General features: G+C 68.5%; 28 protein-coding genes. 1 reads left to right on the top strand and 27 read right to left on the bottom strand.

All coding sequences use genetic code 11. From position 1 onward, the window contains the following. Positions 1–123: 123 nt before the first annotated feature. From rplO to rpsL, 25 genes are all read right to left on the bottom strand, one after another. A complete protein-coding gene (gene rplO / locus AC08OX_RS00265; protein WP_476605946.1) occupies positions 124–654 on the bottom strand; it encodes a 50S ribosomal protein L15 in 531 nt (176 codons plus the stop codon). A 2-nt stretch (positions 655–656) separates the two neighbouring features. Then, positions 657–842, bottom strand: a complete 186-nt coding sequence (rpmD, locus tag AC08OX_RS00260; protein WP_011435055.1) for a 50S ribosomal protein L30 — start codon at positions 840–842, stop codon at positions 657–659. Continuing rightward, on the bottom strand, positions 842–1441 hold the full coding sequence (gene rpsE, locus AC08OX_RS00255; RefSeq protein WP_476605945.1) for a 30S ribosomal protein S5: 600 nt from the start codon (positions 1439–1441) through the stop codon (positions 842–844). Before rpsE ends, rpmD begins: the two co-directional genes overlap by 1 nt. 71 nt (positions 1442–1512) lie before the next feature. Next, entirely contained in the window at positions 1513–1887 is a 375-nt protein-coding gene (gene rplR / locus AC08OX_RS00250) for a 50S ribosomal protein L18 (RefSeq protein WP_476605944.1), read from the bottom strand. Positions 1888–1897: 10 nt separating this feature from the next. Beyond that, positions 1898–2434, bottom strand: a complete 537-nt coding sequence (gene rplF / locus AC08OX_RS00245) for a 50S ribosomal protein L6 (protein ID WP_011435052.1) — start codon at positions 2432–2434, stop codon at positions 1898–1900. A gap of 12 nt (positions 2435–2446) precedes the next feature. After that, positions 2447–2857 carry a 30S ribosomal protein S8 gene (gene rpsH / locus AC08OX_RS00240; protein ID WP_476605943.1) on the bottom strand — a complete coding sequence of 137 codons (411 nt, stop codon included), beginning with the start codon at positions 2855–2857 and terminating at the stop codon, positions 2447–2449. A 153-nt stretch (positions 2858–3010) separates the two neighbouring features. After that, a complete protein-coding gene (locus AC08OX_RS00235; RefSeq protein WP_011435050.1) occupies positions 3011–3196 on the bottom strand; it encodes a type Z 30S ribosomal protein S14 in 186 nt (61 codons plus the stop codon). A gap of 4 nt (positions 3197–3200) precedes the next feature. Next, on the bottom strand, positions 3201–3800 hold the full coding sequence (gene rplE, locus AC08OX_RS00230; RefSeq protein ID WP_011435049.1) for a 50S ribosomal protein L5: 600 nt from the start codon (positions 3798–3800) through the stop codon (positions 3201–3203). Between the two features lie 41 nt (positions 3801–3841). Further along, entirely contained in the window at positions 3842–4168 is a 327-nt protein-coding gene (gene rplX / locus AC08OX_RS00225) for a 50S ribosomal protein L24 (protein ID WP_462185747.1), read from the bottom strand. A gap of 2 nt (positions 4169–4170) precedes the next feature. Beyond that, positions 4171–4539, bottom strand: coding sequence for a 50S ribosomal protein L14 (gene rplN, locus AC08OX_RS00220; RefSeq protein ID WP_009740518.1), 369 nt, complete (start codon positions 4537–4539; stop codon positions 4171–4173). Positions 4540–4615: 76 nt separating this feature from the next. After that, positions 4616–4924, bottom strand: coding sequence for a 30S ribosomal protein S17 (gene rpsQ / locus AC08OX_RS00215; protein WP_011435047.1), 309 nt, complete (start codon positions 4922–4924; stop codon positions 4616–4618). 5 nt (positions 4925–4929) lie between these two features. Beyond that, positions 4930–5196, bottom strand: a complete 267-nt coding sequence (gene rpmC / locus AC08OX_RS00210; RefSeq protein ID WP_476605942.1) for a 50S ribosomal protein L29 — start codon at positions 5194–5196, stop codon at positions 4930–4932. Next, positions 5196–5612, bottom strand: a complete 417-nt coding sequence (gene rplP, locus AC08OX_RS00205; RefSeq protein ID WP_009740521.1) for a 50S ribosomal protein L16 — start codon at positions 5610–5612, stop codon at positions 5196–5198. The genes rpmC and rplP overlap by 1 nt, the downstream gene beginning before the upstream one ends. A gap of 2 nt (positions 5613–5614) precedes the next feature. Further along, the gene (gene rpsC, locus AC08OX_RS00200) at positions 5615–6541 is read right to left on the bottom strand and encodes a 30S ribosomal protein S3 (protein WP_476605941.1); all 927 of its coding nucleotides are present in this window, start codon (positions 6539–6541) and stop codon (positions 5615–5617) included. Then, positions 6541–6966: a 50S ribosomal protein L22 gene (rplV, locus tag AC08OX_RS00195; RefSeq protein ID WP_011435044.1), complete on the bottom strand. Its 426-nt coding sequence runs from the start codon at positions 6964–6966 to the stop codon at positions 6541–6543. Before rplV ends, rpsC begins: the two co-directional genes overlap by 1 nt. Further along, on the bottom strand, positions 6959–7240 hold the full coding sequence (gene rpsS / locus AC08OX_RS00190; RefSeq protein WP_011435043.1) for a 30S ribosomal protein S19: 282 nt from the start codon (positions 7238–7240) through the stop codon (positions 6959–6961). Before rpsS ends, rplV begins: the two co-directional genes overlap by 8 nt. A 93-nt stretch (positions 7241–7333) precedes the next feature. Continuing rightward, positions 7334–8167 (bottom strand): 50S ribosomal protein L2, encoded by an 834-nt coding sequence (gene rplB, locus AC08OX_RS00185; RefSeq protein ID WP_476605940.1) that lies wholly within the window; start codon positions 8165–8167, stop codon positions 7334–7336. A 46-nt stretch (positions 8168–8213) separates the two neighbouring features. Continuing rightward, the gene (rplW, locus tag AC08OX_RS00180; protein ID WP_011435041.1) at positions 8214–8510 is read right to left on the bottom strand and encodes a 50S ribosomal protein L23; all 297 of its coding nucleotides are present in this window, start codon (positions 8508–8510) and stop codon (positions 8214–8216) included. Then, positions 8507–9244, bottom strand: coding sequence for a 50S ribosomal protein L4 (gene rplD, locus AC08OX_RS00175; RefSeq protein WP_011435040.1), 738 nt, complete (start codon positions 9242–9244; stop codon positions 8507–8509). The genes rplW and rplD overlap by 4 nt, the downstream gene beginning before the upstream one ends. Then, complete coding sequence (rplC, locus tag AC08OX_RS00170) at positions 9241–9948, bottom strand: 50S ribosomal protein L3 (protein WP_476605939.1); 708 nt, start codon at positions 9946–9948, stop codon at positions 9241–9243. The genes rplD and rplC overlap by 4 nt, the downstream gene beginning before the upstream one ends. 17 nt (positions 9949–9965) lie before the next feature. Next, the gene (gene rpsJ, locus AC08OX_RS00165) at positions 9966–10274 is read right to left on the bottom strand and encodes a 30S ribosomal protein S10 (RefSeq protein ID WP_007514815.1); all 309 of its coding nucleotides are present in this window, start codon (positions 10272–10274) and stop codon (positions 9966–9968) included. A gap of 298 nt (positions 10275–10572) precedes the next feature. Beyond that, the gene (gene tuf, locus AC08OX_RS00160; protein ID WP_011435038.1) at positions 10573–11766 is read right to left on the bottom strand and encodes an elongation factor Tu; all 1194 of its coding nucleotides are present in this window, start codon (positions 11764–11766) and stop codon (positions 10573–10575) included. Positions 11767–11839: 73 nt separating this feature from the next. Beyond that, complete coding sequence (fusA, locus tag AC08OX_RS00155; protein WP_476605938.1) at positions 11840–13936, bottom strand: elongation factor G; 2097 nt, start codon at positions 13934–13936, stop codon at positions 11840–11842. A 6-nt stretch (positions 13937–13942) separates the two neighbouring features. Next, a complete protein-coding gene (gene rpsG / locus AC08OX_RS00150; RefSeq protein WP_009740531.1) occupies positions 13943–14413 on the bottom strand; it encodes a 30S ribosomal protein S7 in 471 nt (156 codons plus the stop codon). Beyond that, positions 14413–14787 (bottom strand): 30S ribosomal protein S12, encoded by a 375-nt coding sequence (rpsL, locus tag AC08OX_RS00145; protein WP_009740532.1) that lies wholly within the window; start codon positions 14785–14787, stop codon positions 14413–14415. Before rpsL ends, rpsG begins: the two co-directional genes overlap by 1 nt. A 552-nt stretch (positions 14788–15339) precedes the next feature. Here rpsL and mug point away from each other — a divergent pair. After that, entirely contained in the window at positions 15340–15927 is a 588-nt protein-coding gene (gene mug, locus AC08OX_RS00140) for a G/U mismatch-specific DNA glycosylase (protein WP_476605937.1), read from the top strand. Here the strand turns inward: mug and AC08OX_RS00135 are convergent. Then, positions 15904–16746: an RluA family pseudouridine synthase gene (locus tag AC08OX_RS00135; protein ID WP_476605980.1), complete on the bottom strand. Its 843-nt coding sequence runs from the start codon at positions 16744–16746 to the stop codon at positions 15904–15906. The two genes, mug and AC08OX_RS00135, sit on opposite strands and share 24 nt — an antisense overlap. A 348-nt stretch (positions 16747–17094) precedes the next feature. Continuing rightward, on the bottom strand, positions 17095–20982 hold the full coding sequence (locus AC08OX_RS00130) for a DNA-directed RNA polymerase subunit beta' (protein ID WP_476605936.1): 3888 nt from the start codon (positions 20980–20982) through the stop codon (positions 17095–17097). Positions 20983–20991: the final 9 nt, after the last annotated feature.

Raw genomic sequence — 20991 nt, 5'->3', positions numbered from 1 at the left:
GTAAGCGATGGTGGACGGCAAGAGACGGCTGGCGCCGAGGCGCACGGCCGTCTGGCGAGGGGTCCGGACGGGCGGGGCCGGGGTGGGAGCTGGGTGACATGGCCCACACCCCCACCCATGCTCTCAGCTCTGTGTGACGCTCCCGCCGGCAGCTGCGATCTTCTCCTTCGCGGAGGCCGAAAACGCGTCCGCGCTCACATGCAGCGCGACGTTGATGTCACCGTTGCCCAGCACCTTCACCGGCGACTTGCCCCGCACCGCACCCCTGGCCACGAGGTCGGCCTTGGTGACCTCACCACTCTGCGGGAACAGTTCCGCGAGGGTGGCGACGTTCACGACCTGGTACTCGACGCGGAACCGGTTGCGGAAGCCCTTCAGCTTGGGCAGGCGCATGTGCAGGGGCATCTGGCCACCCTCGAACCGGGCGGGCACCTGCTTGCGGGCCTTCGAGCCCTTGGTGCCCCGTCCGGCGGTCTTGCCCTTGGAACCCTCACCGCGACCGACGCGGATCTTGGACTTATGGGCGCCGGGGGCCGGCCGGAGGTGGTGCACCTTCAGACCGCGGCCACGGACGGCCGGCGCCGAGCCGGCCTCGGTGCCCACGCCGGTGGCGCCGGTGTCGTCACCGGCGTCGGTCTTCGTCAGTTCGGCCATGGCTAGGAGTCCACCTCCTCGACCCGGACAAGATGGGTCACAGTTCTAATCATCCCGCGAATCTCGGGACGATCATCACGGACGGTCGTCGCGTTGATCTTCCGCAGACCAAGGGTACGCAGCGTGGCCCGCTGGTTCGAGGTACCACCGATCCCCGACCGGATCTGTGTGATGCGCAGCTTGGCCATCAGACGCTGGCTCCCGCCGCACGGGCACGCAGCATGGCCGGCGGAGCGACATCCTCCAGCGGCAGGCCGCGACGGGCGGCAATCTCCTCGGGACGCATCAGGCCACGCAGAGCGGCGACCGTCGCGTGCACGATGTTGATCGGATTCGATGAGCCGAGCGACTTCGAGAGCACGTCGTGCACACCGGCGCACTCCAGCACGGCACGGACCGGACCACCGGCGATGACCCCGGTACCGGGCGAGGCGGGCTTGAGCAGCACGACGCCTGCCGCCTCCTCGCCCTGCACCGGGTGCGGAATCGTCGAACCGATCCGGGGCACCTTGAAGAAGTGCTTCTTGGCTTCTTCGACGCCCTTGGCGATGGCGGCCGGAACCTCCTTGGCCTTGCCATAGCCGACGCCCACGGTCCCGTCCGCGTCACCGACCACAACGAGCGCCGTGAAGCTGAACCGGCGTCCGCCCTTGACAACCTTCGCCACGCGGTTGATCGCGACAACCCGCTCGACGTAGGCGTTCTTCTCCTGCGCCGGGCCGCTGCCCGACCGGTCCCGGCGTTCCCGACGGTCCGAGCCGCCGCCGCGGCGCTGCTGGCCTGGCATCTACAACATCTCCCTGTTCTGGCTGTACTGGCGGTAAAGGCTGGACTGACTGTAAAGGCTGGGGGCAGTCATCAGAAGTCCAGCCCGCTCCCCCGCGCCGCGTCCGCGAGCGCGGCGATGCGGCCGGAGTAGGTCCGCCCGCCGCGGTCAAACACGACCGCGACGATCCCGGCCGCCTTCGCGCGCTCGGCGACCAGGGCGCCGACCTTGCGGGCCTGCTCGGTCTTGTCCCCCTCGCCGCCGCGCAGCGACACGTCCAGGGTGGACGCCGACGCCAGCGTGTGGCCGGCGACGTCGTCGATGACCTGGGCGTAGATGTGCCGCGAGGACCGGGTGACGACGAGCCGTGGGCGAGACGGGGTGCCCGCCACCTTCTTGCGCACCCGGACGTGCCGACGGAGCTTCGCGGTCCGTCGACGCGAGCTGGCGCCGAGGCTCACTGCCATGATCTATCTCCTACTTCCCGGTCTTCCCGACCTTGCGGCGGACGACCTCGCCCTGGTAGCGCACGCCCTTGCCCTTGTACGGGTCAGGCTTGCGCAGCCCGCGGATCTTCGCGGAGACCTCACCGACCAGCTGCTTGTCGATCCCGTGGACCACGAAGCGGGTCGGGGTCTGCACCTCGAAGCGGATGCCCTCCGGGGCCTTGACCGGCACCGGGTGGCTGTACCCGAGGGCGAACTCCAGGTCGGAGCCCTTGGCCTGGACACGGTAACCGACGCCGACGATCTCCAGGGTCTTCGAGTATCCGGCGGTGACGCCGGTGACCATGTTGGAGACCAGGGTGCGAGTCAGGCCGTGCAGCGACCGGGAGCGACGCTCATCGTCGGGCCGGGTCACGAGGAGCCGACCGTCCTCGGTGTTCACCACGATCGGCTCGGCCACGACGTGGCTCAGGGTCCCTTTGGGCCCCTTGACGGTGATGGTGGCTCCCTCGACGGTGATATCGACACCGCTGGGGACGGGAATGGGCAGGCGCCCGATCCGTGACATCGCTCGCCCTCCTTACCAGATGTAGGCGAGGACTTCCCCGCCCACGCCCCGCTTGCCCGCCTGCTTGTCGGTCAGCAAACCCGACGAGGTGGAGATGATGGCGACGCCCAGGCCCCCGAGGACCTTCGGGAGGTTCGTCGCCTTGGCATAGACCCGCAGACCCGGCTTGCTGATGCGCTTGATCCCGGCGATCGAGCGTTCCCGGTTGGGGCCGTACTTCAGATCGATGACCAGGGTGTGGCCGACGCCGCCAGCCGAGGTCGCGTCCTCGACGTGCCAGCCGGAGATGTATCCCTCCTGCTGGAGGATCTCGGCGATGTGCGTCTTGATCTTGTTGTGGGGCATCACCACGCGGTCGTGGTACGCCCGGCTGGCGTTACGGACACGCGTGAGCATGTCCGCAATCGGATCGGTCATCGTCATGGCTTGACGCCTTTCTCACGGCGGTTCCCGCCAGTGCCGAGGTCGTCCTCGGCCGCCGGGCCTGCCGCGATCGGGTGGAGGTGCGGTGGTGGTGCGGTGGAACCGTGCTGCCGGTGCCGCCGTTCCGGCCCCGGTCCGGGGCGCGGTACCGGCCTACCAGGAGCTCTTGGTGACGCCGGGCAGCTCGCCGCGGTGCGCCATCTGCCGCAGGCACACCCGGCAGAGCCCGAAGCCCCGGTACACCGAGCGGGACCGGCCGCAGCGCTGGCATCGGGTGTAACCCCGGACCGCGTACTTCGGCTTACGGTTCGACTTCTCGATCAGTGCTTTCTTGGCCATCTCTCTAGTTCTCCCGGAAGGGGAAGCCCAGCGCCCGCAGGAGCGCCCGGCCCTCGTCGTCGGTGGTCGCGGTGGTGACGACCGTGATGTCCATGCCCCGAACCCGATCGATCCGGTCGATGTCGATCTCATGGAAGATCGACTGTTCGGTCACCCCGAAGGTGTAGTTGCCGGCACCGTCGAACTGCTTCGGCGACAGCCCGCGGAAGTCACGGATACGCGGCAGCGCGATGGTGACGAGGCGGTCGAGGAACTCCCACATCCGGTCACCACGCAACGTCACCTTGGCGCCGATCGGCATCCCTTCGCGCAGCTTGAACTGGGCGATGGACTTCTTCGCGCGCCGGACCGCGGGCTTCTGGCCGGTGATGGCCGCAAGATCCCGCACAGCGCCATCGATCAGCTTCGCGTCCCGGGCGGCGTCTCCGACCCCCATGTTGACGACGACCTTGACGACGCCGGGGATCTGCATGACGTTGCGGTAGGAGAACTGCTCCCGCAGCGCCGGGGCGATCTCGTCGCGGTACCGCTGCTTGAGCCGTGGGACCGGGCGAGCGCCAATAGGCCGGCCTTCGATGGTCCGGCCCTCGGTGGTCACAGTCATGGTCTAATCTCGTTTCCCAACTGCTCGACTGCTCGCTCGGCCTACAGCTCGGTACCGGTGCGCCGCGAGACACGCACCTTGGTGCCGTCGTCGTTGATGCGGTAACCGATCCGGGTCGGCTTCCCGTCAGACGGGTCGACGATCATCACGTTGCTCACGTGGATCGGCGCCTCCTGGGTGATGATGCCCCCGGACTGCGAGCCGCGTGTGCTCTGCTGGACGCGGGTGTGCCGGGTGATCCGGTTCGCGCCCTCGACGAGGACCTTGTTCTGCTCCGGATAGGCGCGGATGACCTTACCCTTGAGCCCACGGTCCTTGCCGGTGATGATCTGGACCGTGTCGCCTTTCTTGATCTTCAAAGTGGCCACGGTCACAGCACCTCCGGCGCCAGCGAGATGATCTTCATGAACTTCTTGTCACGCAGCTCCCGGCCGACCGGCCCGAAGATGCGGGTGCCCCGAGGGTCACCACCGTCCCGGATGAGCACCGCCGCGTTCTCGTCGAAGCGGATGTAGGAGCCGTCCGGCCGCCGGCGCTCCTTGGTGGTACGCACCACGACCGCCTTGACCACGTCGCCGCGCTTCACGCCGGCGCCGGGCAGGGCGTCCTTCACCGTGCCGACGATGATGTCGCCGATCCCCGCGTAACGACGCCCAGAGCCGCCGAGCACCCGGATGCAGAGAATCTCCCGCGCTCCGGTGTTGTCGGCGACCCGAAGTCGCGACTCCTGCTGAATCACTTTCCGCTCCTGATCACCCGGTACTACTGATCACCCGGTCCTGCCCGGCCCCGGCGTCCGGGCCAGGACTACTTCACTACTTCGCCTTCTCCAAGACCTGAACGATCCGCCACCGCTTGGTCGCCGACAACGGCCGCGTTTCCATCAGCAGGACGCGGTCGCCGACACCGGTGGTGCCGCTCTCGTCGTGCGCCTTGACCTTCTTGGTACGACGGATCGTCTTGCCGTACAGCGGGTGCTGCACCCGGTCCTCGACCGCGACCACGACAGTCTTGGTCATCTTGTCGCTGACCACGAGGCCCTCGCGGACCTTGCGGAATCCGCGGGCGGGAGCCGCCGCGTCCGTGCTCTGCGAAGCCTCCTGGGAGGCCGTCTCGTCTGTCACTGTCCTCACGTCCGTTCCGACTGCGTCGCGTCATCGTCCGCCGCGCCGGCAGCCACCGCCGGATCGTCGGTGATACCCAGCTCCCGTTCGCGCATGACGGTGTAGATCCGGGCGATGTCGCGCCGCACGGCCTGCAGCCGGCGGTTGTTCGACAGCTGCCCGGTCGCCGCCTGGAACCGGAAGTTGAACAGCTCCTCCTTGGCCTCCCGAAGCTTGTCGACGAGCTCCTCGCCCGACAGGCTCCGCAGCTCGTCCGCGGTAGCGATAGCCATTACGCACCACCTTCACGGACCACGAAACGGCACTTCATCGGCAGCTTGTGGATGGCCCGCCGCATCGCCTCGCGGGCCACCGGCTCCGCGACCCCGGACAGCTCGAACAGGACCCGGCCCGGCTTGACGTTCGCGACCCACCACTCGGGCGAGCCCTTACCAGAACCCATCCGGGTCTCGGCCGGCTTCTTGGTCAGCGGACGGTCCGGGTAGATGTTGATCCAGACCTTTCCACCACGACGGATGTGCCGGGTCATCGCGATACGGGCCGACTCGATCTGCCGGTTCGTCACGTAGGCCGACTCCAAGGCCTGGATCCCGTACTCACCGAACGTGACCCGGGTTCCGCCCTTGGCGGCACCGGTCCGCCCGGGGTGGTGCTGCTTGCGGTGCGCGACCTTCCGGGGAATCAGCATGTCTATTCCTCCGCCTTCTCCGGAGTGTTCGCCACGGCCGCCTCGGCCGGCGCACTCGCCGCCTCGGTGGCGGGCTCCGCGACGGGTGCCGTCGACTCGATCGCCGCGGCCTCGCCCGCCGGAGTCTCAGCCGGGGCGTTCCCGCCGCCACCACCACGGCCGCGGCGCTCGCCGCGGGCCGCCGCCCGGCCCGCTTCGGTCCCGCCCTGGGTCGTGCCGGACGAGCCGGAACGCGGCCCGCGGCGCGGGCGCTCCCGGCGGGTCTGGCGCTGCAGCGCCTCCTGCGCCTCACGCTCGGCCCGGCTCTGGACGATGTCGCCCTTGTAGATCCAGACCTTCACGCCGATGCGGCCGAAGTTCGTCCGAGCCTCATAGAAGCCGTAGTCGATGTCCGCGCGGAGGGTGTGCAACGGCACCCGACCCTCGCGGTAGAACTCCGACCGGCTCATCTCGGCGCCGCCGAGACGACCCGAGCACTGCACCCGGATCCCCTTCGCGCCGCCCTTCATCGCGGTCTGCATGGCCTTGCGCATCGCCCGGCGGAAGCTGACCCGGCTGGAGAGCTGCTCGGCCACCCCTTGGGCGACGAGCTGGGCGTCGACCTCGGGGTTCTTCACCTCGAGGATGTTGAGCTGCACCTGCTTCCCGGTGAGCTTTTCCAGGTCGCCACGGATGCGGTCGGCCTCGGCGCCACGGCGACCGATGACGATGCCCGGGCGCGCGGTGTGGATGTCCACCCGCAGCCGCCCCTGGGTCCGCTCGATGTCGACCCGGCTGATGCCGGCCCGCTCCATGCCCCGCGACATCATCTTACGGATCTTCACGTCCTCGCCGACGTACGCCTTGTACTGCTTGTCGGCGTACCAACGGGAGGTGAACTCCGAGGTGATGCCAAGCCGGAACCCGTGCGGGTTGACCTTCTGCCCCACTACCGGGCCCTCCTTGTCGTCTTCGCGCCCCGGCCGGCCGCGGAGACCGGCTCCCGGCTCTCCACCACGACGGTGATGTGGCTGGTGCGCTTGCGGATCCGGTAGGCCCGGCCCTGAGCTCGGGGCCGGATGCGCTTGAGCGTCGGCCCCTCGTCCACGTAGACCTCGCCGACCCACAGGGTGGCCGGATCGAGGCTGTGGTTGTTCTCGGCGTTCGCCGCGGCGCTGGCGACAACCTTGTACACGTCCTCGCTGGCCGCCTGCGGAGCGAACCGGAGGATGTCCAGCGCCTCGCCGACCGAGCGCCCGCGCACCAGGTCGACGACCCGGCGGGCCTTCGTCGGCGAGACCCGGACATAGCGGGCCGAGGCCTTCGCCCCGGGAAGACCGGCCCGGGTCAGGCCGTCAACGAGATCGTCAGCCACGGCGTGACCTCCGGTCCTCCTTGACGTGGCCACGGAAGGTCCGGGTCGGGGCGAACTCGCCGAGCTTGTGCCCGACCATGCCCTCGGTGATGAAGACCGGGACGTGCTTGCGGCCGTCGTGCACGGCGATCGTGTGCCCCAGCATGTCGGGGATCACGGTCGACCGGCGCGACCAGGTCTTGATGACGTGCTTGGTGCCCTTGGAGTTCTGCAGATCCACCTTCTTGAGCAGGTGGTCGTCGACGAACGGGCCCTTTTTCAGACTGCGTGGCATGGCTGTGTCTCCTCCTTCCTGCTCAGATCCGATGGGTACGGCTGGTCGGCGGCGCGCTGGTGGCCGACGCGGCCCGGGGCCTGGAGATCACCATTACCGCCGCCTGTTCTGCTTGCGACGACGCACAATGAGCGCGTCGGACGACTTGCGGGTCGCCCGGGTCCGCCCCTCCGGACGGCCCTTGGGGTTGACGGGGTGACGACCGCCGGAGGTCTTACCCTCACCACCACCGTGCGGGTGGTCGACCGGGTTCATCGCGACACCGCGCACGGTGGGTCTGCGACCCTTCCAGCGCATCCGGCCGGCCTTACCCCAGTTGATGTTGCTCTGCTCCGCGTTGCCGACCTCGCCGACCGTCGCGCGGCAGCGCACATCCACGTTGCGGATCTCACCGGAGGGCATCCGCAGCTGGGCGTAGGGGCCGTCCTTCGCGACGAGCTGCACACTCGTGCCGGCGCTACGGGCGATCTTCGCACCACCGCCGGGACGCAGCTCGATGGCGTGCACCACCGTGCCGGTCGGGATGTTGCGCAGCGGCAGCGCGTTGCCGGGCTTGATGTCGGCGCCCACGCCGGAACTGACCGTGTCGCCCTGCCTGAGCTTGACCGGCGCGAGGATGTAGCGCTTCTCGCCGTCGAGGTAGTGCAGCAGCGCGATCCGGGCGGTGCGGTTGGGGTCGTACTCGATGTGCGCGACCTTGGCCGGCACCTCGTCCTTGTCCCGCCGGAAGTCGATGACCCGGTACGCCCGCTTGTGCCCGCCGCCCTGGTGCCGGGTGGTGATCCGGCCGTGGACGTTGCGCCCGCCCTTGGAGTGCAGCGGGCGGACCAGCGACTTCTCCGGGTGGTCACGAGTGATCTCGACGAAGTCGGCCACGCTCGCACCACGACGCCCCGGCGTCGTCGGCTTGTACCTACGAATACCCATGGCTTCCTACCGTCCTGGACCCACCGCCGCCGCGGAGCGCACGCGCTCAGGCACCGGGGCCTCCGAAGATCTCGATCGTGTCACCGGGAGCCAGGCTCACCAGGGCCCGCTTGGAGGCGGACCGGTGTCCCCAGCCGTGCTTGGTCCGCTTGCGCTTGCCCTGCCGGTTGATGGTGTTCACCCGCAGGACCCGCACATTGAAGATCTGCTGGACCGCGAGCTTGATCTGGGTCTTGTTCGCGTCCGGACGCACGATGAAGGTGTAGACGTTCTCGTCGAGCAGGCCGTAGCTCTTCTCGGAGACGACCGGCCGCAGGATCACGTCACGCGGGTCGGGAATCACTTGTTCTCCTCCGCCCCGGCCACACCTTCGGTGCCCGCAGCAGCCTCGGTCCCGGCGGTGGAGGTTGCCGGACGGGTGTCACGAGCAAGGAACGCGGCCAGCGCATCCTCGATGAAGACCACGTCGTCGCTCACCAGCACGTCATAGGTATTGAGCTGGCCCGGGTCGAGCAGGTGCACCGCCGCGACGTTGCGCAGGCTCTTCCAGGTCAGCTCGTCCGAACGGCTCGCCACCACCAGCACCCGGCGGGTGTCGGCGATCGTCCGCAGCGCGGTGACCGCGCTCTTCGTCGACGGCGTCTCGCCGGAGACCAGCGAGGACACCACGTGCACCCGGTTGTTGCGGGCCCGGTCGGACAGCGCGCCGCGCAGCGCGGCGGCCTTCATCTTCTTCGGGGTCCGCTGGTCGTATCTGCGCGGTGTGGGGCCGTGTACGGTGCCACCGCCGGTGAACTGCGGAGCCCGCAGCGATCCCTGCCGGGCCCGGCCGGTGCCCTTCTGCCGATACGGCTTGCGGCCACCGCCGCGGACCTCGCCGCGGGTCTTCGTGTCGTGCGTGCCCTGGCGGGCCGCCGCGAGCTGCGCCACCACGACCTGGTGGATCAGCGGGATGTTGAGCGGCACGTCGAACACGCCACCGGGCAGCTCGACACTGCCGCCTTCGCCCCCGTTCGGCGCGTGCACCGCGACGGTGCGCGCGGTGACGCTCGGGTCGGATGTGGCCACCCGGCTCATGCCGAGACCTCCTCACCGGTACCGGCCAGCTCGGCCGCCGGGGCGATGGCCTCGGGCGCCGGGCGCTTGGCCGCGCTGCGCACGAGGACCAGACCACCATCCGGGCCGGGCACCGCACCCCTGACCAGCAGATAGCCACGCTCGGTGTCGAAGGCGTGGATCGTCAGCCCCGAGGTCGTGGTGCGCACATGACCCATCCGGCCGGCCATACGCAGGCCCTTGAACACGCGACCGGGCGTGGCGCAGCCGCCGACCGACCCCGGCGAGCGGTGCTTGCGCTCGACGCCGTGCCCCGCGCCCAGACCCTTGAACCCGTGACGCTTCATGACACCGGCGAACCCCTTGCCCTTCGAGGTGCCGGTGACGTCAACGACGGTCCCGGCGGAGAACACCTCGCCGGTCAGCTCCTGGCCGGGCCGGTAGTTGCCGGCATCGGCGGTCCGCAGCTCGACGAGGTGGCGCCGGGGCGCCACCCCGCTGGTGGCGAAGTGGCCGCGGGCGGGTTTGTTGATCTTACGCGGGTCGACCTCGCCGTAACCGAGCTGAACGGCCGAGTAGCCGTCCGAGTCAGGCGTCTTGACCTGCGTGACGACGTTGGGTCCGGCCTTGATGACGGTGACCGGCACGACGCGGTTGTTCGCGTCCCATACCTGGGTCATCCCGAGCTTGGTGCCCAGGAGCCCTCTGTAGTTGCGGATGAGCATGACTGCGCCGGCCCCTCTTACAGCTTGATCTCGATATCGACGCCGGCGGGCAGGTCGAGGCGCATAAGCGAGTCGACCGTCTTGGGCGTCGGGTCAAGAATGTCGATCAGCCGCTTGTGCGTCCGCATCTCGAAGTGCTCGCGGCTGTCCTTGTACTTGTGCGGCGACCGGATGACGCAGTAGATGTTCTTCTCCGTCGGCAGCGGCACCGGTCCCGCGACCTGCGCGCCCGTCCGCGTCACCGTCTCGACGATCTTCCGCGCCGAGCTGTCGATGACCTCGTGGTCATAGGCCTTGAGCCGGATGCGGATCTTCTGTGCCGCCATGGTGGGCTTCGCCTGTCCTGTCTGTCTCGTCCGGCCGGTATCGCTACCGGGTCACCGCCCGTAGATCCTCACCGCCGGCCGCGCGGCGAGCCTGGCGCCCCGCCGCCGGCGGAAAGAACCTGCCGGTTGTACCGCTGTCTCGTGCCGGTCCCGCTCGACGTGTCGACCGGGACCGGGCTGCGTCCCTTGCCGGCGGCCGGTTGTCCTCGGCAGCCGAGTCTCGCGAGAGCCCTGCCTGGTCAGGCAGCGCCGTGGGCGGTGGGTCCGTACACACGCCCGGACCCACCGCCCACGGCTACTACTTGAGAACCTTCGTAACCTGGCCCGCGCCGACGGTCCGGCCACCCTCGCGGATGGCGAAGCGCAGACCCTCCTCCATAGCGATCGGCTGGATCAGCTCGACCGTCATCTCGGTGTTGTCCCCCGGCATGACCATCTCCGTGCCCTCGGGGAGGGTCACGACGCCGGTCACGTCGGTGGTGCGGAAGTAGAACTGCGGGCGGTAGTTCTTGAAGAACGGCGTGTGCCGTCCGCCCTCATCCTTGTTGAGGATGTAGACGCGAGCCTCGAACACCGTGTGCGGGGTGATCGACTTCGGCTTGACGATGACCTGGCCGCGCTCGACGTCCTCCCGCTTGATACCGCGCAGGAGCAGACCGACGTTGTCGCCGGCACGCCCCTCGTCGAGCAGCTTGCGGAACATCTCGACACCGGTCACGGTGGTGGAGGTGGTCTCCGGCTTGATACCGACGATCTCCACGGTCTCGTTGACCTTGACGATTCCGCGCTCGACGCGACCGGTGACCACGGTGCCACGACCAGTGATCGTGAAGACGTCCTCGATCGGCATGAGGAACGGCCGGTCGATGTCACGCTGCGGCTCGGGGATCGACTCGTCGACCGCCGCCATGAGCTCGAGGAGCTTGGCGCCCCACTCCTTGTCGCCCTCCAGCGCCTTGAGCGCGGAGACCCGGACGACCGGAACGTCGTCGCCCGGGAACTCGTACGAGCTCAGCAGCTCCCGGACCTCCAGCTCGACGAGCTCGAGGATCTCCTCGTCGTCAACCATGTCGGCCTTGTTCAGGGCGACGACGATGTAGGGCACGCCGACCTGGCGGGCGAGGAGCACGTGCTCCTTCGTCTGCGGCATCGGACCGTCGGTGGCGGACACGACCAGGATCGCGCCGTCCATCTGAGCGGCACCGGTGATCATGTTCTTGATGTAGTCAGCGTGTCCCGGGCAGTCGACGTGCGCGTAGTGCCGGGTGTCGGTCTGGTACTCGACGTGGGCGATCGAGATCGTGATGCCGCGGGCCTTCTCCTCCGGCGCCTTGTCGATCTGGTCGAACGGCGTGAAGGGGTTGAGGTCCGGGTAGGCGTCGTGCAGGACCTTGGTGATCGCCGCGGTCAGGGTCGTCTTGCCGTGGTCGATGTGACCAATGGTGCCGATATTGACGTGCGGCTTCGTCCGCTCGAACTTCTGCTTCGCCACGGGTGTCCCTCCAAGGACGGGTGGTGTCGTGCGGTGTAGTCAGGTAGGGGTATTGCTCACGCCGTGAGGGCGCTCACTCTCCCCGGGCCTTGGCGATGATCTCCTTGGCGACGTTCGCGGGAACCTCGGCGTAGGAGTCGAACTGCATGGAGTAGCTCGCCCGGCCGGAGGTCTTCGACCGAAGATCACCAACGTAGCCGAACATCTCCGACAGTGGCACCAGCGCCCGTACGATCCGGGAGCCGCCCCGCTCCTCCATCGCCTGGATCTGCCCACGGCGGGAGTTCAGGTCGCCGATCACGTCACCCATGTGGTCCTCGGGGGTGGTGACCTCGACAGCCATCAGGGGCTCGAGCAGCACCGGGTCGGCCTTGCGGGCCGCGTCCTTGAACGCCATCGAACCGGCGATCTTGAATGCGAGTTCGGACGAGTCGACGTCGTGGAACTGGCCGTCGAGCAGGGTGACCTTGACGTCCACCAGCGGGTAGCCGGCGAGCACGCCGAACTCCATGGCCTCCTGGCAGCCCGCATCCACCGAGGGGATGTACTCCCGGGGGATGCGACCACCCGTGACCTTGTTCTCGAACTCGTAGCCACCGCCGTCGCCGCCGGAGGGCTCCAGGTTGATGATCACCCGAGCGTACTGGCCGGATCCACCCGTCTGCTTCTTGTGGGTGTAGTCGACCTTCTCCACCTTGCGGCGGATCGTCTCCCGGTAGGCCACCTGCGGCTTGCCGACGTTCGCCTCGACACCGAACTCGCGGCGCATCCGGTCGACCAGCACATCCAAGTGCAGCTCGCCCATGCCGGCGATGATCGTCTGACCGGTCTCCTCGTCGGTGCGGACCTGGAAGGTCGGGTCCTCCTCGGCGAGCCGCTGGATGGCGGTGCCCAGCTTCTGCTGGTCGGCCTTGGTCTTCGGCTCGATCGCGACGTGGATGACCGGCGCCGGGAACGTCATCGACTCCAGGATCACCGGGGCGTTCGGGTCGCAGAGCGTGTCACCCGTGGTGGTGTTCTTCAGCCCCACCACGGCCACGATCTGTCCCGCGCCGACGCCCTCCCGGTCCTCCCGGTGGTTGGCGTGCATCTGCAGGATGCGGCCGACACGCTCCTTGCGGTCCTTCGTCGAGTTCAGCACCGGCGAACCACCAGTCAGCTTGCCGGAGTACACCCGGATGTAGGTCAGCTTACCCACGTACGGGTCACTCATGATCTTGAAGGCGAGCGCGGAAAACGGCTCGTCCTCGCTCGGCTCCCGGCGGACCTCGGTCTCCTCGTCACCGACCGCATGGCCGACGGTGGCGCCGATGTCCAGCGGGTTCGGCAGGAAGTCGACGACGGCGTCGAGCATGGGCTGGACGCCCTTGTTCTTGAACGCCGAACCGCACAGCACCGGGTTGACCTTGCTCGCCAGAGTCGCGCGGCGCAGGGCTGCGACGAGCTGCTCCGTGGAGGGCTCCTCACCCTCGAGGTAGAGCTCCATGAGCTCGTCGTCGTTCTCAGCGACGGTCTCGAGGAGCTTGTCGCGCCACTCCTGCGCGGCCTCAAGGTGATCCCGCGGGATGTCGACGGTCTCGTAAGAGGCGCCCTTGTCCTCGGTTTTCCAGAGGAGGCCCTTCATACGGACCAGGTCGATGACACCGCGGAAGTCGGCCTCCACGCCCCACGGGAGCTGGATCACGGCCGGCGTCGCGTCGAGCCGGTCGATCATCATCTCCACGCAGCGGTGGAACTCGGCACCAACCCGGTCCATCTTGTTGACGAAGGCGATACGCGGGACGTTGTAACGGTCGGCCTGTTTCCAGACCGTCTCGCTCTGCGGCTCGACTCCGGCGACCGCGTCGAAGACCGCGACCGCACCGTCAAGGACCCGCAGCGAGCGCTCCACCTCGACGGTGAAGTCGACATGGCCGGGGGTATCGATGATGTTGATGGTGTGGTCGCGCCAGAGACAGGTGGTGGCCGCGGAGGTGATGGTGATCCCCCGCTTCTGCTCCTGCTCCATCCAGTCCATCGTGGCGCCGCCCTCGTGGACCTCACCGATCTTGTAGTTCACACCGGTGTAGAAGAGGATGCGCTCGGTGGTGGTGGTCTTGCCCGCGTCGATGTGGGCCATGATCCCGATGTTGCGGGTCCCGGCCAGCAAGGAACGTACGTCAGATGGCATGTCGGATCACCAGCGGTAGTGGGCGAAGGCCTTGTTGGACTCCGCCATCTTGTGGGTGTCCTCCCGGCGCTTCACGCTGGCGCCGAGGCCGTTGCTTGCGTCGATGAGCTCGTTCATCAGCCGCTCGGTCATCGTCTTCTCGCGACGAGCCCGGGAGTAGCCGACGATCCAGCGCAGCGCGAGGGTAGTGCTCCGGCCGGCGCGAACCTCGACCGGAACCTGGTAGGTGGCACCACCCACCCGGCGGCTGCGCACCTCCAGCGTCGGCTTGACGTTGTCCAGCGCACGCTTGAGCGTGACGACCGGGTCGTTGCCGGTCTTGTTCTTCGCACCCTCGAGTGCGCCGTACACGATGCGCTCCGCGACCGACTTCTTACCGCTCAACAGCACCTTGTTCACCAGCGCGGTCACCAGCGGCGACCCGTACACCGGGTCGACCACCACGGCGTGCTTGGGCGCAGGCCCCTTGCGCGGCATCAGCCCTTCTCCTTCTTCGCGCCGTAGCGGCTACGAGCCTGCTTACGGTTACGGACGCCCTGCGTGTCGAGAGCGCCTCGGACGATCTTGTACCGGACACCCGGAAGATCCTTCACTCGGCCACCGCGAACCAGGACGATCGAGTGCTCCTGCAGGTTGTGGCCGACCCCGGGGATGTAGGCGGTGACTTCGATCCCGCTGTTCAACCGGACCCGGGCCACCTTGCGCAGGGCCGAGTTCGGCTTCTTCGGGGTGGTCGTGTAGACGCGGGTGCACACACCACGACGCTGAGGGCTTCCCTTGAGTGCCGGGGTCTTGGTCTTCTCGACCTTGTCCTGCCGGCCCTTGCGGACCAGCTGCTGGATCGTGGGCAACGCCGCTCCCGTTCCTGTCACGCCTCGTCGTACTGCCTTGGGCAACCAGACCGGTACGCCGGCCTACCTGCTGCTGTGGTCCGCACCCGATCCACCGGAGTGTCCTCGAGCGGCTTCTCCGACCCACGCGGTCGGGCGTGTCGCGCCATTCGACCGAAACCTCGATGCAATGATCCAGTTCCGGCGAGGAGCACGCCAGCCCGCCCGTCCGCTTTGCGGAACCGAGCTCGACAGCCGCCGACGGATACCCGAATAGTGACTTTACGTCAACCTAGCGAGCACCACGGCGCCACATCGAAGTGCAGGACGCACGCCGGAGCCACGTGGACTCCGACCACAGGGCTCAACAGTACTCCACGCCCGCGCCAGGTGTCGAACGGGGGTGTCCGGCGAAATCCCACGCAGACCCCACGCGCACTATGCACGCGACGGGCGTACGCACTCGACGAACGGCACAGGCGGGCACCAGCACGGCCCCCCGTACTGGCACGCTGGACCTACTGGCACGCTGTACGGGACAGCACGATACCGGCATCGGAGGCCCGCGAGGACATGTCTGACGCAGCCAGCGCACGATTCGCGGCCGCCCCCACCCGACGCCGGCCGAGCCGGGACGCGCTGCTCGCGGCCTACGGGACCACCGTCCCGGATCTGGTCGCCCCGGCCACCGTCGTGCTGCTCTGCGGGATCAACCCGTCCCTCGAGTCCGGGGCCACCGGCTTTCACTTCGGCACGCCGAGCAACCGGCTGTGGCCGGTGCTGCACCTCGCCGGCTTCACCCCACGCCGGTTGCATCCCAGCGAGACCGACGAACTGGTCCGCCGGGGCATCAGCATCACCAATCTCGTCCACCGCTCCACCGCGCGCGCCGACGAGATCAGCGATGACGAGGTCCGCGCCGGCGTGCCCCGGCTCACCGAACTCGTCGAACGGGTCACACCCCGGTGGGTGGCCTTCCTCGGCCTGGCCGCCTACCGGATCGGGTTCGGACGCCGCGGCGCGAAGGTCGGCCGCCAGGCGGAGACCCTGGGACCCGCCGGCGTCTGGCTCCTGCCCAATCCGAGCGGCCTGAACGCGCACTACCAGCTGCCCGACCTGGTCCGGGTCTACGGCGAGCTACGCGAAACCGCCTATTCCTGACCCACCCGCCACATTTCCGAGGAGGGTCGCAGCCAGGCCTGCCGGCAGATGCGCGCGTACCGGGGCCCAGAAGTCGGCTCCGGGGGGCGCCTCGACCTCGATGCGGGGGCCGCCGGCCCAAGCCGCATCGAAGGCGAGCCGCCACGAGTGCAGCAGGGTGCGGGCGGTGGCATCGCGGCCGAACAGCGGATCGCCCTCGATCGGGTGCCCGATCCAGGCCAGATGCACCCGGATCTGGTGGCGCCGCCCGCTGACCGGCGTGACCGCGAGCAGGGTGTACTCGCCGCCCTCCCACACCCGGATGAAGGTTGTGACGGACGGGTATGTCCGGACGTGGGGGAACACCGCGGCGGGCGGAACTGTCCAGCGTCCGGCGCCGGCGCCGGCGCCGGCGCCGGTCGAGCCAACCTCTGCCCGGGCCGCCTCCGCCAGGTCGGCCACCTCCGCCAAGGGGGCCACCTCCGCCAGGTCGGCCATGATGTCGGCCCGGTTCGCCGCCACCCGGACCCGGCTCTTGCGCCCCACACTCAGCGGCAGGTCGACGGTCCCCGAGGCGGGCAGTCCGCGGGTGCGGGTCAGGACGAGGTAGCGCTTGTCCACCGTGCGGCGCTGGAACTGCCGGGTGAGATCACCGTGGAACCGCAACTGCCGGGCGAAGAGCACCAGGCCCGAGGTGACCTTGTCGATGCGGTGCACCGGGAACAGCTCCTCGCCGTCATCCCCGGCGAGGGTAACGAGATCGGTGTCGTGCCGCTCTCCCATGACCGAGATGCCGACGGGTTTGTCGAGCACGAGAATGGCCTCATCCTCGTAGATCATTCGTTCCCGGCGAATCTCGGTCCACTCGCGGTCAGCCCCGGTCACGTCCACTGCCGGGGAGCGCTTCGATGACCACTGTCCGACAAGGCGCGGCCAACCGACTCAGGTCGTCGTGGTCGCCGGTCAGAATCACGCCGCCGCCACCTTCCACCGCCACCGCATGTACCTGCCCCTGTCCTGCCGATTTTCGCCTCTGCGCGCTGTCCCACCAGCGGGCTTCGGACCTGGACGCGCAACCGGCCCGGCACCCTGGTGAGGGCGCCGGGCCGGTCCTGATCGATCGGGCTTCGGTCGGGCTCTGGTCAGCTCCGCTCGGTCAGCCTCGCGACCTGCTTACGCGCGACCTGCTCAGCGGAAGTCTCCCGAGCTGCGGTAGTCGAACTCGTCCAGCGGGACCGCCTGGCCGGAGCCCGTGCCGAACGCACCGTACTCGACGCCGCCGTCCTCGTAGGCACCGACGGAGTACATCGCCGCACGTGCCTCCTCGGTCGGCTCGACCCGGATGTTGCGGTACCGGGAGATCCCGGTGCCGGCCGGGATGAGCTTTCCGATGATGACGTTCTCCTTCAGGCCGACGAGCGAGTCCGACCGGGCGTTGATCGCCGCGTCGGTGAGCACCCGAGTCGTCTCCTGGAAGGAGGCCGCCGACAGCCACGACTCGGTCGCCAGCGACGCCTTGGTGATCCCCATGAGGACCGGGCGGGCCGAGGCCGGCTGGCCACCGGTTTCCACCACCCGACGGTTCTCCGCCTCGAACCGGGCCCGCTCGCAGAGCTCACCGGGCAGCAGGGTGGTGTCGCCCGACTCGAGAACGTTCACCCGCTTGAGCATCTGGCGGATGATGATTTCGATGTGCTTGTCGTGGATCGACACACCCTGCGACCGGTAGACCTCCTGGACCTGGTCCACCAGGTGGAGCTGGACCTGGCGCGGCCCGAGGATGCGCAACACCTCGTGCGGGTCGACGGCACCGTCGACAATCTGGCTGCCGACCTCGATGTGGTCGCCCTCGCGGACCCGCAGGCGCGAACGCCGCGAGACCGGGTAGGCGATCTCGTCGCTGCCGTCGTCCGGCACCACCACAACCTTGAAGGTCTTCTCGGTCTCCTCGATCTTCACCCGGCCGGAGACCTCGGTGATGGGGGCCTTGCCCTTCGGGCTGCGCGCCTCGAACAGCTCGACGACACGCGGCAGACCCTGGGTGATGTCGTCGCCGGCGACGCCACCGCTGTGGAAGGTACGCATCGTCAGCTGGGTGCCGGGCTCACCGATGGACTGCGCGGCGACGATGCCGACGGCCTCACCGACGTCAACCAGCTTGCCGGTGGCGAGCGAGCGCCCGTAGCACTGGGCGCACACCCCCATCCGGGACTCGCAGGTCAGCGCCGAGCGGACCCGCACCTGCTCGATACCGGCCTCGATGATCTGGCTGATCGCGACGTCCCCGGCGTCGGTGCCGGCGGGCACGATGACCTCGCCGTTCGCGTCGATCGCGTCGGAGGCCAGGGTCCGCGCGTACGCCGAGGTCTCGGCGTACCGGTCCCGGACCAGCACCCCGTCGGCGCCCTTGCGGGCGATCCGAGTGAGGATGCCGCGCTCGGTGCCGCAGTCCTCCTCGCGGACGATGACGTCCTGGCTGACGTCGACGAGCCGCCGGGTCAGATACCCCGAGTCCGCGGTGCGCAGGGCGGTGTCGGCGAGTCCCTTACGGGCACCGTGGGTGGAGATGAAGTACTCCAGCACGGTCAGACCCTCGCGGAAGTTCGCCTTGATCGGCCGCGGGATGATCTCACCCTTCGGGTTGGAGACCAGACCACGCATGCCGGCGAGCTGCCGGATCTGCATCATGTTTCCAGCGGCTCCGGAGTTGACCAGCACGTAGACCGGGTTGGTCGCCGGGAAGTTCTCCTCCATCGCCTCGGCGATCTTGTTGGTCGCCTCGGTCCAGATCTGGACCAGCTCGCTGCGGCGCTCCTCGTCGGACAGGAAGCCGCGGTCGAACTGCTTCTGGACCCGGTCGGCGCGCTGCTCGTAGTCGTCGAGGATCTCGGCCTTGTTCGGCGGCGCGACGACGTCCTCGATCGCGACGGTGACCCCGGACCGGGTGGCCCAGTAGAAACCGGCGCTCTTCAGGGCGTCCAGGGTCGCCGCTACCTGGATCTTCGGGTACCGCTCGGCCAGGTCGTTGACGATCGCGGCCTGGGCCTTCTTGTTCAGCTGGGCGTTGATGAAGGGGTAGCCCTCCGGCAGCGCCTCGTTGAGCAGGCAACGACCGAACGTGGTCTCCAGGGTGAACACGTCCCCGGTGACCCAGTCGGCGGGCGGGACCCAGTCCGACGGCGGGGTGGTGTCCCGCAACCGCACCCTGATCTTCGCCTGAAGGGTGATCTCCCGGGCGTCGAAGGCCATCTGCGCCTCGGCGACGCTGGAGAACGCCCGCCCCTCGCCGAGCGCCCCCTCGGCCAGACGGGACAGGTGGAACACCCCGGTCACCATGTCGAGGCTCGGCATCGCCAGCGGCCGGCCCGATGCGGGCGAGAGAATGTTGTTGCTCGACAGCATCAGGATCCGCGCCTCGGCCTGCGCCTCGGCGGACAGCGGCAGGTGCACCGCCATCTGGTCGCCGTCGAAGTCGGCGTTGAACGCCGTGCAGACCAGCGGGTGGATCTGGATGGCCTTGCCCTCGACGAGCTGCGGCTCGAAGGCCTGGATGCCGAGGCGGTGCAGGGTCGGCGCCCGGTTGAGCAGCACGGGGTGCTCGGTGATGACCTCCTCGAGCACGTCCCACACGACCGGGCGGGCCCGCTCGACCATCCGCTTCGCCGACTTGATGTTCTGCGCGTGGTTGAGATCCACCAGGCGCTTCATCACGAACGGCTTGAACAGCTCCAGCGCCATCTGCTTGGGCAGACCGCACTGGTGCAGCTTGAGCTGCGGACCGACGACGATGACCGAACGGCCGGAGTAGTCGACCCGCTTGCCCAGCAGGTTCTGGCGGAACCGGCCCTGCTTGCCCTTGAGCATGTCGGACAGCGACTTCAGCGGGCGGTTACCCGGGCCGGTGACCGGCCGGCCGCGGCGGCCGTTGTCGAACAGCGCGTCGACGGCCTCCTGCAGCATCCGCTTCTCGTTGTTGACGATGATCTCGGGCGCGCCGAGGTCGAGCAGCCGCTTCAACCGGTTGTTCCGGTTGATCACCCGGCGGTACAGGTCGTTGAGGTCCGAGGTGGCGAACCGGCCACCATCGAGCTGCACCATCGGGCGCAGATCGGGTGGGATCACCGGGACGCAGTCGAGCACCATCCCCATCGGGGAGTTGCGGGTGTTCAGGAACGCGGAGACGACCTTGAGCCGCTTGAGCGCGCGGGCCTTCTTCTGCCCCTTGCCGCTGCGGATGGTCTCGCGCAGCGACTCCGCCTCGGCGGCCAGGTCGAAGTCGGCCAGCCGGCGCTGCAGCGCCTCGGCGCCCATGCCGCCGTCGAAGTACGCACCGAACCGGTCGCGCAGCTCGCGGTAGAGAAGCTCGTCCGGCTCCAGGTCCTGGACCTTCATGTTCTTGAACCGGTCGAAGACGCGGTCCAGGTCGTCGATCTTGCGCTGCGAGCGGTCGCGGAGCTGGCGCATCTCGCGCTCGGCCGACTCTCGGACCTTGCGGCGCGCGTCGCCCTTGGCGCCCTCGGCTTCAAGCTGGGCGAGGTCGGCCTCGAGCCGCTTCTGCCGGACTTCCACGTCGGCGTTCTTCTTGTCCTCGAGCTGCTGCTTCTCGACGCCGATGCGGGCCTCGAGGGTCGGCAGATCGCGGTGGCGGGCGTCCGCGTCCACCTTGGTGATCATGTACGCGGCGAAGTAGATGACCTTCTCGAGGTCCTTCGGCGCGAGGTCCAGCAGGTAGCCGAGGCGGCTCGGGACACCCTTGAAGTACCAGATGTGGGTGACCGGCGCAGCCAGCTCGATGTGGCCCATGCGCTCACGGCGGACCTTGGCCCGGGTCACCTCGACGCCACAGCGCTCACAGATGATGCCCTTGAACCGGACCCGCTTGTACTTGCCGCAGTAGCACTCCCAGTCCCGGGTCGGACCGAAGATCTTCTCGCAGAAGAGCCCGTCCTTCTCCGGCTTCAGGGTGCGGTAGTTGATCGTCTCGGGCTTCTTGACCTCACCGTGCGACCACTGGCGGATGTCATCCGCGGTGGCGAGACCGATGCGCAGTTCGTCGAAGAAGTTGACGTCCAGCAAGACTGTCGC

It is taken from the genome of Frankia sp. CoBUL1, from assembly GCF_978021245.1.
The sequence above is the reverse complement of the archived record's forward strand: the minus strand, read 5'-3'. Positions and strand labels throughout refer to the sequence as shown.

Excerpts from the sequence above, each read along its gene's own strand:
- rplO (WP_476605946.1), bottom strand. The coding sequence starts at position 654 with ATGGCCGAACTGACGAAGACCGACGCCGGTGACGACACCGGCGCCACC.
- rpmD (WP_011435055.1), bottom strand. The coding sequence starts at position 842 with ATGGCCAAGCTGCGCATCACACAGATCCGGTCGGGGATCGGTGGTACC.
- rpsE (WP_476605945.1), bottom strand. The coding sequence starts at position 1,441 with ATGCCAGGCCAGCAGCGCCGCGGCGGCGGCTCGGACCGTCGGGAACGC.
- rplR (WP_476605944.1), bottom strand. The coding sequence starts at position 1,887 with ATGGCAGTGAGCCTCGGCGCCAGCTCGCGTCGACGGACCGCGAAGCTC.
- rplF (WP_011435052.1), bottom strand. The coding sequence starts at position 2,434 with ATGTCACGGATCGGGCGCCTGCCCATTCCCGTCCCCAGCGGTGTCGAT.
- rpsH (WP_476605943.1), bottom strand. The coding sequence starts at position 2,857 with ATGACGATGACCGATCCGATTGCGGACATGCTCACGCGTGTCCGTAAC.
- AC08OX_RS00235 (WP_011435050.1), bottom strand. The coding sequence starts at position 3,196 with ATGGCCAAGAAAGCACTGATCGAGAAGTCGAACCGTAAGCCGAAGTAC.
- rplE (WP_011435049.1), bottom strand. The coding sequence starts at position 3,800 with ATGACTGTGACCACCGAGGGCCGGACCATCGAAGGCCGGCCTATTGGC.
- rpmC (WP_476605942.1), bottom strand. The coding sequence starts at position 5,196 with ATGGCTATCGCTACCGCGGACGAGCTGCGGAGCCTGTCGGGCGAGGAG.
- rplP (WP_009740521.1), bottom strand. The coding sequence starts at position 5,612 with ATGCTGATTCCCCGGAAGGTCGCGCACCGCAAGCAGCACCACCCCGGG.
- rpsS (WP_011435043.1), bottom strand. The coding sequence starts at position 7,240 with ATGCCACGCAGTCTGAAAAAGGGCCCGTTCGTCGACGACCACCTGCTC.
- rplB (WP_476605940.1), bottom strand. The coding sequence starts at position 8,167 with ATGGGTATTCGTAGGTACAAGCCGACGACGCCGGGGCGTCGTGGTGCG.
- rplD (WP_011435040.1), bottom strand. The coding sequence starts at position 9,244 with ATGAGCCGGGTGGCCACATCCGACCCGAGCGTCACCGCGCGCACCGTC.
- rplC (WP_476605939.1), bottom strand. The coding sequence starts at position 9,948 with ATGCTCATCCGCAACTACAGAGGGCTCCTGGGCACCAAGCTCGGGATG.
- rpsJ (WP_007514815.1), bottom strand. The coding sequence starts at position 10,274 with ATGGCGGCACAGAAGATCCGCATCCGGCTCAAGGCCTATGACCACGAG.
- fusA (WP_476605938.1), bottom strand. The coding sequence starts at position 13,936 with ATGCCATCTGACGTACGTTCCTTGCTGGCCGGGACCCGCAACATCGGG.
- rpsG (WP_009740531.1), bottom strand. The coding sequence starts at position 14,413 with ATGCCGCGCAAGGGGCCTGCGCCCAAGCACGCCGTGGTGGTCGACCCG.
- mug (WP_476605937.1), top strand. The coding sequence starts at position 15,340 with ATGTCTGACGCAGCCAGCGCACGATTCGCGGCCGCCCCCACCCGACGC.
- AC08OX_RS00135 (WP_476605980.1), bottom strand. The coding sequence starts at position 16,746 with ATGATCTACGAGGATGAGGCCATTCTCGTGCTCGACAAACCCGTCGGC.